This window comes from Agromyces sp. Root1464 (assembly GCF_001427265.1).
GTDB lineage: Bacteria > Actinomycetota > Actinomycetes > Actinomycetales > Microbacteriaceae > Agromyces > Agromyces fucosus.
The window spans coordinates 548,271-560,929 of sequence record NZ_LMFU01000003.1 but is presented as its reverse complement, the minus strand read 5'-3'; the positions used below and the strand labels follow the sequence as shown (position 1 = coordinate 560,929).

General features: G+C 70.6%; 12 protein-coding genes. 6 read left to right on the top strand and 6 right to left on the bottom strand.

Features of this window, described 5'->3' with window-relative positions; translation table 11 throughout:
• The first annotated feature begins 22 nt into the window (after window positions 1-22).
• Genes ASD23_RS18190 through ASD23_RS18180 form a run of 3 tightly spaced genes read left to right on the top strand, consistent with a single transcriptional unit; the run spans window position 23 to window position 3,258 of the window.
• Window positions 23-1,000, top strand: coding sequence for a ribose-phosphate diphosphokinase (locus tag ASD23_RS18190; RefSeq protein WP_056014800.1), 978 nt, complete (start codon window positions 23-25; stop codon window positions 998-1,000).
• A 9-nt stretch (window positions 1,001-1,009) separates the two neighbouring features.
• Window positions 1,010-2,710 carry a long-chain-fatty-acid--CoA ligase gene (locus ASD23_RS18185; protein ID WP_056014798.1) on the top strand — a complete coding sequence of 567 codons (1,701 nt, stop codon included), beginning with the start codon at window positions 1,010-1,012 and terminating at the stop codon, window positions 2,708-2,710.
• 11 nt (window positions 2,711-2,721) lie between these two features.
• Window positions 2,722-3,258 (top strand): hypothetical protein, encoded by a 537-nt coding sequence (locus tag ASD23_RS18180; protein ID WP_056014795.1) that lies wholly within the window; start codon window positions 2,722-2,724, stop codon window positions 3,256-3,258.
• Window position 3,259: 1 nt separating this feature from the next.
• On the opposite strand, the gene ASD23_RS18175 is transcribed toward ASD23_RS18180, so the two are convergent.
• The 5 genes from ASD23_RS18175 to gndA form a co-directional block, all read right to left on the bottom strand.
• Window positions 3,260-3,613 (bottom strand): VOC family protein, encoded by a 354-nt coding sequence (locus ASD23_RS18175; protein ID WP_056014793.1) that lies wholly within the window; start codon window positions 3,611-3,613, stop codon window positions 3,260-3,262.
• Between the two features lie 83 nt (window positions 3,614-3,696).
• The gene (locus ASD23_RS18170) at window positions 3,697-4,065 is read right to left on the bottom strand and encodes a hypothetical protein (RefSeq protein WP_056014791.1); all 369 of its coding nucleotides are present in this window, start codon (window positions 4,063-4,065) and stop codon (window positions 3,697-3,699) included.
• Window positions 4,062-4,400, bottom strand: coding sequence for a DUF202 domain-containing protein (locus ASD23_RS18165; protein WP_056014788.1), 339 nt, complete (start codon window positions 4,398-4,400; stop codon window positions 4,062-4,064). The genes ASD23_RS18170 and ASD23_RS18165 overlap by 4 nt, the downstream gene beginning before the upstream one ends.
• Before the next feature lie 15 nt (window positions 4,401-4,415).
• Window positions 4,416-4,769 carry a YidH family protein gene (locus tag ASD23_RS18160; protein ID WP_056014785.1) on the bottom strand — a complete coding sequence of 118 codons (354 nt, stop codon included), beginning with the start codon at window positions 4,767-4,769 and terminating at the stop codon, window positions 4,416-4,418.
• Between the two features lie 26 nt (window positions 4,770-4,795).
• Complete coding sequence (gene gndA / locus ASD23_RS18155; protein WP_056015038.1) at window positions 4,796-6,208, bottom strand: NADP-dependent phosphogluconate dehydrogenase; 1,413 nt, start codon at window positions 6,206-6,208, stop codon at window positions 4,796-4,798.
• Window positions 6,209-6,625: 417 nt separating this feature from the next.
• On the opposite strand from gndA, the gene ASD23_RS18150 reads away from it, so the two are divergent.
• On the top strand, window positions 6,626-7,258 hold the full coding sequence (locus ASD23_RS18150; protein ID WP_199470692.1) for a 50S ribosomal protein L25/general stress protein Ctc: 633 nt from the start codon (window positions 6,626-6,628) through the stop codon (window positions 7,256-7,258).
• A 160-nt stretch (window positions 7,259-7,418) separates the two neighbouring features.
• Window positions 7,419-8,003: an aminoacyl-tRNA hydrolase gene (gene pth / locus ASD23_RS18145; RefSeq protein ID WP_056015036.1), complete on the top strand. Its 585-nt coding sequence runs from the start codon at window positions 7,419-7,421 to the stop codon at window positions 8,001-8,003.
• Between the two features lie 24 nt (window positions 8,004-8,027).
• Here the strand turns inward: pth and ASD23_RS18140 are convergent, their stop codons facing one another.
• The gene (locus ASD23_RS18140; RefSeq protein ID WP_056014779.1) at window positions 8,028-8,759 is read right to left on the bottom strand and encodes an RNase H family protein; all 732 of its coding nucleotides are present in this window, start codon (window positions 8,757-8,759) and stop codon (window positions 8,028-8,030) included.
• 114 nt (window positions 8,760-8,873) lie between these two features.
• On the opposite strand from ASD23_RS18140, the gene mfd reads away from it, so the two are divergent.
• Window positions 8,874-12,596, top strand: a complete 3,723-nt coding sequence (gene mfd / locus ASD23_RS18135) for a transcription-repair coupling factor (protein ID WP_056014776.1) — start codon at window positions 8,874-8,876, stop codon at window positions 12,594-12,596.
• Window positions 12,597-12,659 lie beyond the last annotated feature (63 nt).

Sequence of the window (12,659 nt, the reverse complement as noted above, 5' to 3'; positions counted from 1 at the left end):
GGTGGAGAGGACACACCGAGACATGTCGGGAATCGAGACCACCGGTTCGAAACGCCTCGTACTCGTGTCGGGGCGGGCGCACCCGTCGCTGGCCAACGAGATCGCGGCCGAGCTCGGCGCGGAGCTCGTGCCGACCGATGCGCGCACCTTCGCCAACGGCGAGATCTACGCACGCTACGACGAGAGCGTGCGCGGTTCCGACGCCTTCGTGATCCAGTCGCACACCTCGCCCATCAACGAGTGGCTCATGGAGCAGCTCATCATGATCGATGCGCTCAAGCGCGCATCGGCCAAGCGCATCACGGTCGTCGCGCCGTTCTACCCGTACGCCCGCCAAGACAAGAAGGGCCGCGGCCGCGAGCCGATCTCGGCACGACTCGTCGCCGATCTCTTCAAGGCCGCCGGTGCCGACCGCATCATGTCGATCGACCTGCACGCCGCGCAGATCCAGGGCTTCTTCGATGGCCCCGTCGATCACCTCTTCGCGATGCCGGTGCTGCTCGAGGAGTTCAAGAACTCGCTCGACCCGTCGACGCTGACGGTCGTCTCGCCCGACATGGGCCGGGTGCGCGTCGCCGACATCTGGAGCGACAAGCTCGGCGCGCCGCTCGCCATCATCCACAAGCGCCGCGACCCGCTCGTGCCGAACCAGGTCTCGGTGCACGAGATCATCGGCCCGGTCGAGGGTCGCGTCTGCCTCCTCGTCGACGACCTCATCGACACCGGCCGAACGATCGTGAAGGCCGCAGAGGCGCTGAAGGCGGCGGGCGCCATCGGCGTCGTGGTCGCGGCGACGCACGCGGTCTTCTCCAACCCCGCGACCGAGATCCTGCAGTCCGACGTCATCGACCGCGTCGTCGTCACCGACACGCTGCCGGTGCCCGAAGACAAGCGCTGGGACCGCCTCACGGTGCTGCCGATCGCGCCGCTCCTCGCCCGGGCGATCCACGAGGTCTTCGAAGACGGCTCGGTCACGAGCATGTTCGACGGCGCGGCGTAAGGCGCAGCGATGGAGATCACGACCCCTCGCCCCTGGCTCTCGAGCTACGCGGAGGGGGTTCCGGCCGACCTCCCCACCGAGACGGGCTCGCTCGCCGACCTCATCCGCACCTCCGTCGAGACCTATCCCGACAACGTCGCACTCGAGTTCTTCGGCCGAACCACGAACTACGCCGAGCTCGGCGAGCAGATCGAGCGCGCGGCCGAGGGGCTGCGCCTGCTCGGCGTGCAGAAGGGCGACCCCGTCGCGCTCGTGCTGCCGAACTGCCCGCAGCACATCGTCGCGTTCTATGCGGTGCTCCGCCTCGGTGCGATCGTCGTCGAGCACAACCCGCTCTACACGCCGCGTGAACTCCGCCACCAGTTCGAGGATCACGGTGCTCGCGTCGTCATCGCCTGGAACAACGTCGTCGAGACCATCCAGGACTTCCCGCCGGATGTCGCGGTGCAGACGATCATCTCGGTCGACGTGACCCGGGCGATGCCCTTCACGATGCGCGCGATGCTGCGCCTGCCGATCGCGAAGGCCCGCGAGTCCCGCGCCGCGCTCACGACGGCCGTGCGCGGCACGACGCCGTGGGAGAAGATCGTCGGGGCCGAACCGATCGATGCCCACATCATCGGGCCCGAGGTCTCCGACGTCGCCGTGATCCAGTACACGAGCGGCACGACCGGCAGTCCGAAGGGCGCGACCCTCACGCACGGCAACCTCGGTGCCAACGCGGCCCAGGCGCGCGCGTGGGTGCCCGAGATCGAGCGCGGCACCGCCGTCGTGTACGCGGTGCTGCCGATGTTCCACGCCTACGGCCTCACGCTCTGCCTCACCTTCGCGATGAGCATGGGCGCCCGCCTCGTGCTCTTCCCGAAGTTCGACCCCGACCTCGTGCTCAAGGTCGTGAAGAAGCATCCGCCGACGTTCCTGCCCGCCGTGCCGCCGATCTACGACCGGCTCACGAAGGCCGCGGTCGCCGAGGGCGTCTCGCTCGACGGCATCCGCATCGCCATCTCGGGCGCCATGCCGCTCTCGGCGGCGGTCGTCGAGCCCTGGGAGGCCGAGACCGGCGGATACCTCGTCGAGGGCTACGGCCTCTCGGAGTGCTCGCCGGTGCTCATGGCGAACCCCGTGGCACCGAACCGCAAGGCCGGCACGGTCGGCCTCCCGCTGCCCTCGACCGAGGTGCGCGTCGTCGACCCAGAGTCGCCCGGCACCGATGTCGCGACGGGCGCTGAGGGCGAGCTCATCGTGCGCGGCCCGCAGGTGTTCTCGGGCTACTGGAAGAAGCCCGAAGAGACCGAGGCCGTCTTCGTGCCCGCGACCGACGGCGGTGCCGACTGGTACCGCACGGGCGACATCGTCGCGATCGATGACGAGGGTTTCGTACGCATCGTCGACCGCATCAAGGAGCTCGTCATCACGGGCGGCTTCAACGTCGCGCCGAGCGAGGTCGAGGAGGCGCTGCGCGCGCACCCCGACGTCGAGGACGCCGCCGTCGTCGGACTGCCCGACGAGCACACTGGCGAGCAGGTCGTCGCGGTGGTGGTGCTCCGCGACGGAGCCACGCTCGACGAGTCCGCGCTCCGCGACTTCGCCCGCGCCGGTCTCACGCCGTACAAGGTGCCGAAGCGCGTCGTGCAGGTCGACGAGCTGCCGAAGTCCCTCATCGGCAAGGTGCTGCGCCGCGAGGTGCGCAACAGCCTGCTGAACGGCTGAGCGGGGCCGCCGTGTCGTTCCTCTCCGCCGAGACCGCCCGCGCGCTCGCCGAGCTCGTGGCACTCGATGCGCTGCACGCGAGCTCGGCAGGCTCGACCCGCCGAGACGACGAAGAGACGGATGCCTCGCCGCTCGAGCGGCTCCGAGGCATCCGCTCGCTCGTCGCCGCGCTCGAAGCCGACCCGGCGTCGCTCGCTGCGGTACGCGAGGCCATGGCCGCCGGTCGCACGTGGGACGAGATCGCGGATGCCGCGGGCCTCAGCCCGTCGGCGGCGAAGTACCGCTGGGCCGGCGACGACGACGAGATCGCGGCGCGGCACGAGGCGAGCCGCAAGCGCAAGCGCGAGCGCCCGTCGAGCGTGCCGACCGAACTGCCCGGCCTCTCGGTCTCCGAAGCGGCGGCGAAGCTCGGCGTGACGCCGCAGGCGATCTACCAGCGCGTCACGCGCGGGCTGCTCCGCGCCGAGACGGTCGAGCTCGCCGACGGACGCAAGTACAAGCGGGTCTTCCCCGACGAAGGCGGCACCGTCGCGCCCGCAGCGGGCTGACTCAGGCGACGGGTTCGAGGAACTCGAGACGGTTGCCATGGCAGTCCTCGCTGTAGAACCGCCGCATGCCCGGGAAGTCGTCGTCGAAACGCACGGGGTACCCAGCGCTTCGGAGCCGGCCCGCCCACTCGTCGAGGTCGGTGACGAGGAGCCCGGGGTGGGCCTTCGTCGCCGGGCGGAAGTCGGGGTCGACGCCCAGGTGCAGCTCGATGGCGTGGCCGCGGAACCAACACCCGCCGCGCCCGGCGAGCACCGGAGGCTTCTCGAGCTCGGCGAACCCCAGCACTCCGGCGTAGAAGTCGCGCAGCGCGGCCTCGCTGCCCGGGGGACAGGTGAGTTGGACGTGATGCAGCATGCGCGACCCTCCGAAGTATCTCGATGTCAAGATACCTCGAGGTGGAGCCTCGGCGCCATCCGGGCCGCAAGGACGCAGAGGGCTCAGACGTCGCGTTCGGCGGGATCGATCGGCCGAGGCGCGCCCGGCAGCAGTCCGAGCTCGGCGATGAGGGTCTCGGTGCCGTTCTCGCCGACCGCGAAGCACTGCCAGCCCGGCCCGCCGCGGGCGAAGAGGTCGAACGAGACGCGGGCGCCCGCGGCATCCGTGTCGAACTGCGCCGCGTACACCGCGCAGGAGCGCTGCGCGGCCGACTGGGCGGTGCCGAAGACCGAGAGCACGATCGGAAGCAGCATCGCGCAGAGCGCCACGATCACCGTGATGCGGATGGCACGCCGCCGCCGGTCGCCGTAGACGGGACCCCGAGGGTCGTCGTCGTCGGCGCCGTGCAGCTCGGGATGCGGCTCGCTCACACGGTGCCCTCGGCGAAGATCGAGGCGATGCCGCCCGCACTCGCGAGCAGCGTCGCCGCCGCCACGCCCATGAGCGCACCGCGCGGCGGCGTGATGACGAGGCGCTGCCCCGCGAGCTGCCGTCGCCGTACCGTGCCGATCGCGACGGCGGCACCGGATGCCGCGAACAGCACCACCCCCACGGCGACGAGCAGCGGCTGACCGGCCACGAACCCCGCACGCATCGACAGCAGCGCGTTGACCGCGAGCGCGAGGGCCGTGCGGCTCCACGCGAGCGCGGTGCGCTCGGGCTGGAGCCCGGGGTCGCCCGTCGCGGGAACGCTGTACGCGGCCATGTCAGTCGTCCATCGTCACGCCACGAGGAGCAGCACCACGAGCACGGCACTCGTCAGGAGGCAGACCGCCGCGAGGGCGGGCAGCACCCAGCTGAACGGGAGCGGACGGCCGTTCCGGATGGCGATCTCGTTGCCGCGCCACCGGGTGTACGACACGACGCTCAGCACTGCGGCGACGACGCCGAGCCCCGTCGAGAGCAGCGTCACGACGAGGCGCGGGTCAAGCTCCGTCGCGAACTGGTGCAGCAGCACGCCGCCCGCGAGGAGCGCGAGCGCCGTTCGGATCCATGCGAGGAAGGTGCGTTCGTTGGCGAGGGTGAACCGGTAGTCGGGTTCCTCGCCCTCGTCACGCCATTTCGGGTCGCGCATGGCCGGCCGTCTCAGTTCCAGCCGCCTCAGTGCGAGGAGGGCGTCGTCTCGATCTCCGAGTGGTCGCCCGACCAGAGCGTGTGGAACACGCCCTCCTTGTCGATCCGCTTGTAGGTGTGCGCACCGAAGAAGTCGCGCTGGCCCTGGATGAGCGCGGCGGGCAGGCGCTGTGCGCGGAGCCCGTCGTAGTAGGCGAGCGACGACGAGAACGCGGGCGTCGGGATGCCGGACTGCGCCGCGATCGCGACGACCCGGCGCCAGGCCTCCTGCGCTCCCGCGACGGCGTCGCGGAAGTACGGGGCGACGACGAGCGCGACGAGCGCGGGGTCGTCGGCGTAGGCGTCGGCGATGCGGTTCAGGAACCGGGCGCGGATGATGCATCCGGCGCGCCAGATCTTCGCGATGTCGCCCTTCTTGACGTCCCAGCCGTACTGCTCGGCGCCGGCGATGATCTCGTCGAAGCCCTGCGAGTAGGCGATGATCTTCGAGGCGTAGAGCGCGAGGCGCACGTCTTCGATGAACGCGTCGGCGTCGCCGTCGGCGACCGTCCACGCCTGGGCGGGGCCGGGCAGGTCGGATGCCGCCTCGCGCTGTGCGCGCTTCGAGGAGAGGCTGCGGGCGAAGACGGCCTCGGCGATGCCGGAGGTCGGGACGCCGAGGTCGAGCGCGTTCTGCACGGTCCACGCGCCGGTGCCCTTGGCGCCGGCCTCGTCGAGGATGACGTCGACGAGCGGCCGGCCGGTCGAGGCATCCGTCTGGCGCAGCACCTCGGCGGTGATCTCGATGAGGTAGCTCTCGAGCTCGCCGGTGTTCCACTCGGCGAAGATGTCGGCGATCTCGGCGGGCGACTTGCCCGTGCCCTGGCGGATGAGGTCGTAGGCCTCGGCGATCAGCTGCATGTCGGCGTACTCGATGCCGTTGTGCACCATCTTCACGAAGTGGCCGGCGCCGTCGGTGCCGACGTGCGTGACGCACGGCTCGCCCTCGGCGATCGCGGCGATCGACGCGAGGATCGGTCCGAGGGTCTCGTACGACTCCGCGGAGCCGCCGGGCATGATCGAGGGGCCGTTCAGCGCGCCCTCTTCACCGCCGGAGATGCCGGTGCCGACGAAGTGGATGCCGGTGGGGGCGATCTCGCCCTCGCGGCGGATCGTGTCGTGGAAGTTCGCGTTGCCGCCGTCGACGATGATGTCGCCCGGCTCGAAGCGCGCGACGAGTTCGGAGATGACCGCGTCGGTGCCCTTGCCGGCCTGCACCATGATGATCGCCGTGCGGGGCTTCGCGAGCGAGGCCACGAAGTCGTCGTAGCTCTCGGAGGCGACGAATCCGGCCTCGGGGTGTTCGCTCGTCAGCGTGCGCGTGCGCTCGGGGGAGCGGTTGAACACCGCGACCGTGTTGCCTTCACGGCTCGCCAGGTTGCGGGCGAGGTTCGACCCCATGACCGCGAGTCCGACGACGCCGATGTTTGCTGATGCTGATGCAGGCACGAACACTCTCCTCGTGAGTTTCTTGGGATCGACTCCAGCGTACTGTGAGCGAGGCTCACCGTTGCGCGACGTTGCTGAGAGGTCGGCGTCGGTGCGGCGTCGGTGGTTCCGAGAGGGCTCGCGCGGTGCGCACCCACGGGGCTGGTAGACTTCATGGTCGGTCATGTGCGCCTCTGGTGCGGTGGCCGTGAACTTCGGCGAGGGACGCCCTGGTTCGTCCGCGAGAGCGGACGCGACGGGTATCCGTGATCGACGCGGTAGGAGCAGGCTCCACGGCTTTTCCTCACGCTCTGCGCAGTCCGACTGCGCGCGTTCGAGTCGAGAACAACAGACAACGATCTGGGCCGCGAGCCCGCAAGGAGAGACATCATGGACGAAGACAACAAGGTCGTCGCAGACACCCGCGAGTCGTTCGGCAAGGGCGCTGCCCGCAAGCTGCGCGCCACCGGCAAGATCCCCGCCGTCGTGTACGGCCACGGCACCGAGCCGCGCCACATCGCGCTGCCGTCGCACCAGATCGGCCTGATCCTGCGCAAGGCCAACGCCGTGCTCGACCTGCAGATCGATGGCAAGAGCCAGCTCGCCCTCGTCAAGGACGTGCAGAAGGACCCGGTGCACCAGGTCATCGAGCACCTCGACCTCATCGTCATCAAGAAGGGCGAGAAGGTTCAGGTCGAGGTTCCCGTGCACGTCGAGGGTGAGACCGCGCCCGGCACGATCGCCGACCTCGATCAGCACACGCTGTCGCTCGAGGCGGAGGCCACGCACATCCCCGAGAACGTGGTCGTGAACGTCGAGGGCCTCGAAGAGGGCACGCAGATCCTCGCGGGCGCCGTCGAGCTGCCCAAGGGCGCCACGCTGCTCTCCGACCCCGAGGCGCTCGTCATCAACGTGCACACGCCGCAGAAGGTCGACCTCGGCGAGGAGGCCGCTGAGGCCGAGGCCGAGGGCGAGGCGACCGAGGAAGCAGCCGAGGCTGCTGCCGAAGAGGCTGCCGAGTAGCACTCGCACCACCGCGACGGGGCCCCGCCTCCCGCATCCGGGTACGCTCGGAATGCGGGGCGCGGGGCCCCGCCCGTTCCACGCCGCACCGATTCACCCCGCACCCGGAGGTCCGATGGGAATCCTCGACCTGCTGCGCCCACGCCGGAAGGACGACGCCATGCCCCAGAACACCTGGCTGGTAGTCGGCCTCGGCAATCCGGGCGCCCAGTACGCCGGCAACCGGCACAACGTCGGCCAGATGGTCGCCGACGAGCTCGCCGAGCGCATCGGCGCGCCGTTCAAGAGCCACAAGACGCCGTCGCGCGTGGCAGAGGGCTTCCTCCGCCCCGGCGGACCGAAGCTCGTGATCGCCAAGCCCAACAGCTACATGAACACCTCGGGCGGGCCGGTCTCCGCGCTCCTGAAGTTCTATTCGCTGAGCCCAGAGCAGCTCATCGTCGTGCACGACGAGCTCGACCTGCCGTTCGACACCGTCCGCCTCAAGCAGGGCGGCGGCCACGGCGGCCACAACGGTCTCCGCGACATCCAGAAGGCGACGGATGCCGCGCCGTTCCTGCGCGTCCGCGTCGGCATCGGCCGCCCGCCCGGTCGTCAGGACCCGGCCGACTTCGTGCTCAAGGACTTCTCGGGTGCCGAGCGGGCGACCCTGCCGAACCTGCTTTCGGATGCCGCGGACGCGGTCGAGGCCGTCGCGAGCGACGGCCTCGTGGCAGCGCAGCAAAAATTCCACGCGCCGAGCTGAACTCGCGCCCGGGGCGCCGGCCGATCAGATCAGCCGGCGGAGGAACTCCTCGGGTGAGAGCCCCTCGGCCTGCGCGCGGACGCGCAGGCGATCGATCTCCTCGGTCGACAGCTCGAGGGTGACGCTGTGCCATGCCTCGGGCGCTTCTTCGAGACTGAAGAGGGCGTCGTCGAGTTCGGGCTCGCCGAGCACGAGGTCCGGCGTTCCCAGGTCGACCGGCTCGGGCAGGTCTTCGGAGATCGCGGCGTCCACGGTGGGTGCGACCGCAGCCGTCGTCGCCCCGCCGTCTTCGCAGTCCGCGCTCCATCCGGGACCCGTCGGGATCTCGCGTCCACGCTGGTACGCCTCGGCGACGGCGCGAGCGCGGAGGTCGGCCGCCTCGTTGAGCGCGTGGCCGATGTGACCCTTGACCCACTCGAATCGGTAGCGGCGACCCGCGATTGCCTCGTCGATCTCCTGCAGGAGCTCGACGTTCATGACGACCTTGCCGTCGGCCTTGCGCCAGCCCTTGCGCTTCCAGCCGGGCATCCACTTCGTCACGGAGTTGATCACGTACTGGCTGTCGCACTGCACGAGCAGCTCGTCGTCGAGGTGGGCCGTGGCCCGGAAGAGCTCGAGCACGGCCTTCAGCTCGCCCTGGTTGTTGGTCGCGTGCTTCCAGCCGCCGGCCGCCCAGCACGAGTCGTCCACGTACCAGGCCCAGCCTGCAGGGCCCGGGTTCCCGAGGGCGGATCCGTCGGCGGCGGCGGTGATCATGCGGAGGGCCTCCTGGCGTTTCGACTGCGGCGCCCATCGTATCGGCCGGCACCGACGCGGCGCGGTTCTGCAACCCGTGGGAGGGGTGTCGGATGCGCCGCGTAGACTCGACGGGTGAACCTCCAGGGCTTTCTCACGGCGCTTTCGCGTGCCGAAACCATCGATGCGGCACTCGCCGAAGCCCAGCGGAACGCAGACTTCTCGGCACCCGCGGGCCTCGACGCCCCGCTGATCGCGGGCCTGCTGCAGCGCCGAGCCGACGCCGGCCTGCCGCCGGCCCTGCTCGCCGTCACCGCGACGAGTCGCGAGGGCGAGTCGCTGCGAGCCTCACTGGCGCCGTACCTCCCCGACGCCGAGCTCATCGAGTTCCCCGCCTGGGAGACCCTGCCGCACGAGCGGCTGAGCCCCTCGGCCGAGACGGTGGGTCGCCGTCTCCATGCCATCAGGCGCATGCACGACTGGGCGGCAGAGGGGTCGCGGCATCCGCTCGTCGTCGTCGCGTCGGTGCGAGCGGCGCTGCAGCCCCTCGCCGACAATCTTGCGTCGCTCGACCCCGTCGAACTCGTCGCCGGCGGGCGCGGCTACAACCTCGCCGAACTCGCGGTGCGACTCGTCGACCTTGCATATGCGCGAGTCGACATGGTCGCGCGACGCGGTGAGTTCGCGGTGCGCGGCGGCATCCTCGACGTCTTCCCGCCCACGGCCGACCACCCCGTGCGCGTCGAGTTCTTCGGCGACGAGGTCGAAGAACTCCGTGCGTTCTCGGTCGCCGACCAGCGTTCGCTGCCCGATGTCGTCGAGCGCGTGTCGCTCCCGCCGAGCCGCGAGCTGCTGCTCACCGAGCCGGTGCGGCAGCGCGCCCGCGAGATGGTGCACGAGTTCCCGAGCCTCGCGGGCCTCCTCGAGAAGGTCTCCGAGGGCATCCCCGTCGAGGGCATGGAGTCGCTCGCGCCCGCCCTGCTCGAACGACTGGTGCCGCTCGCGCACTACCTGCCGCAGGGCGCCGCCGTCGCCGTGCTCGAGCCCGAGCGGGTGGCCGGTCGGGCCGTCAACCTCGGCGAGACGAACCGGGAGTTCCTCGCCGCCGCGTGGAATGCCGCGACCGCCGGGGCCGCCGCGCCGATCGACCTCGCGGCGGGCGACTTCCTGACCGTGCGCGAGCTTCGCGACGCCGTGCTGTTCAGCACCCCGGGCCAGCCCGATCCGCAGCGCGTGTGGTGGAACTTCTCGGGCTTCGACATGGGCGACGCCGCCGAGGTCGTCGCCGCGGCCGGCGGAGGCGCAGCCGGCGGGGAGGCCGAGTCGCAGCTGACGAGCGCCACCACGACCGTGCGAGTCGTCGCCAACGCGATGCCGAGCTTCCAGGGCAACGTGGCCGGGGCCGTCGACCACGCCGCCGAGCGCCTGCGCGACGGGTGGACGCTCGTCGTGGCATCCGCCGGTCACGGCCTCGTCGAGCGCGCACGCGACGTGCTCGCCGAGGCCGGCCTCGCGGCCCGGCTCGTCGACGACGTGCCCGCCGAACTCGAACCCGGTGTCGCGTACCTCGTGCAGGCCGACGCCGCGCACGGATACGAGGTGCCGGGGGTCAAGCTCGGGCTGCTCGCCGAGTCCGAGTTCTACGGCCGTGCCGCCGGCTATGACGCACGCCAGGGCAAGAAGCTCGCGAGCCGGCGCCGCAACGTCGTCGACCCGCTGCAGCTGAAGGCCGGCGACTTCGTCGTGCACCAGACGCACGGCATCGGCAAGTTCATCGAGATGGTGCAGCGCGAGGTCGCGACGGGCGCGCGGCCGACCGGTCCGAGCCGCACCGCGGGCATCCAGCAGCAACCGACCGCGGTGCGCGAGTACCTCGTCATCGAGTACGCGCCGTCGAAGCGCGGGCACGCGGGAGACCGGCTCTTCGTGCCGACCGACCAGCTCGACCTGCTCTCGCGGTACGTGGGCGGCGAGGCGCCGTCGCTCTCCAAGATGGGCGGCAGCGACTGGGCGCAGGCCAAGGGCAAGGCGCGCAAGGCCGTGCGCGACATCGCCGTCTCGCTCGTGAAGCTCTACTCGGCCCGCATGGCGTCGAAGGGTCACGCGTTCGGCCCCGACACCCCATGGCAGCACGAGCTCGAGGAGGCGTTCCCGTTCACCGAGACGCCCGACCAGCTGCAGACGATCGACGAGGTCAAGGCCGACATGGAACGGTCGATCCCGATGGACCGCCTGCTCGCCGGCGACGTCGGCTTCGGCAAGACCGAGGTCGCGGTGCGCGCCGCCTTCAAGGCGATCCAGGAGGGCAAGCAGGTCGCGATGCTCGTGCCGACGACGCTCCTCGTCAAGCAGCACCTCGAGACGTTCACCGAGCGCTACGCGGGCTTCCCCGTGCACGTGCGCGCCCTCAGCCGGTTCCAGTCCGACAAGGAGGCGCGCGACACGATCGCCGGGCTCGCCGACGGCACCGTCGACATGGTCATCGGCACGCACCGCATCCTCACCGAGAAGGTGACGTTCAAAGACGTCGGCCTCGTCATCATCGACGAGGAGCAGCGATTCGGCGTCGAGCACAAGGACGCGCTGAAGAAGCTGAAGACCAACGTCGACATCCTCGCGATGAGCGCGACGCCGATCCCGCGATCGCTCGAGATGGCGGTCACCGGCATCCGCGAGATGTCGACGCTCGCGACCCCGCCCGAAGACCGTCACCCCATCCTCACCTTCGTGGGGCCGTACTCCGACCAGCAGGTGGCCGCGGCGATCCGTCGCGAGATGCTCCGCGAGGGCCAGGTGTTCTTCGTGCACAACCGGGTGTCGTCGATCAACCGGGTCGCGGCGCAGCTCGCCGAGCTCGTGCCGGAGGCGCGCATCGCCGTCGCCCACGGACAGCTCAACGAGCACGTGCTCGAGCAGATCGTGAACGACTTCTGGGAGCGCAAGTTCGACGTGTTGGTCTCGACGACCATCATCGAGACCGGCCTCGACATCACGAACGCGAACACGATCATCATCGACCGGGCCGACAAGTACGGGCTCAGCCAGCTGCACCAGCTGCGCGGTCGGGTCGGTCGAGGCCGCGAGCGCGCCTACGGCTACTTCCTCTACGACCCGGCGAAGCCGCTCTCCGAGACCGCGCACGACCGGCTCTCGACGATCGCCGCCAACAACGAGCTCGGCAGCGGCATGCAGGTCGCCCTGAAAGACCTCGAGATCCGCGGCGCGGGCAACCTGCTCGGCGCCGAGCAGGCGGGCCACATCGCGGGCGTCGGCTTCGACCTCTACCTCCGCATGATCGGCGAGGCCGTCTCGGCGTTCCGCGGCGACGTCGCCACCGGTCAGACCGAGCTGCGGCTCGAGCTGCCCGTCGATGCGCACATCCCCGAGGACTACGTCGACTCCGAGCGGCTGCGGCTCGAGGCCTACCAGAAACTGTCGGCCGCGAGCGGTCCGGCCGCGAAGGACGGCCAGATCGACCAGGTCGTCGACGAACTCGTCGACCGCTACGGCGAGCCGCCCGAGCAGGTCAAGCACCTCGTGGCGATCTCCCGGCTCCGCCGCGAGGCGCAGCGGGCAGGCCTCTCCGACGTCATCGCGACCGGATCGAAGCTCCGCATCGCGCCCGCGAACATCCCCGACTCGCGCCGCGTGCGCCTCGAGCGCATGTACCCGGGCGCCAAGCACTTCGCCCAGAACGACGTGATCCTCGTGCCGTTCCCCGTCACGAACGGCGAGCTGCCGAGCGACGCCGACCTCATCGACTGGGTGTCGCGACTCATCATCGCGATCTTCCCGATTCCCGAGGCTCCGGCGACGGATGCCGCGGGGCAGGCGTCCACCGCCGCTCCTGGCAGCTGACTCCGCCGTGGCGTCCGGCTGCCGCCACAGGATCGGAGATCGGCGCGATCTCGGATCCGAGCC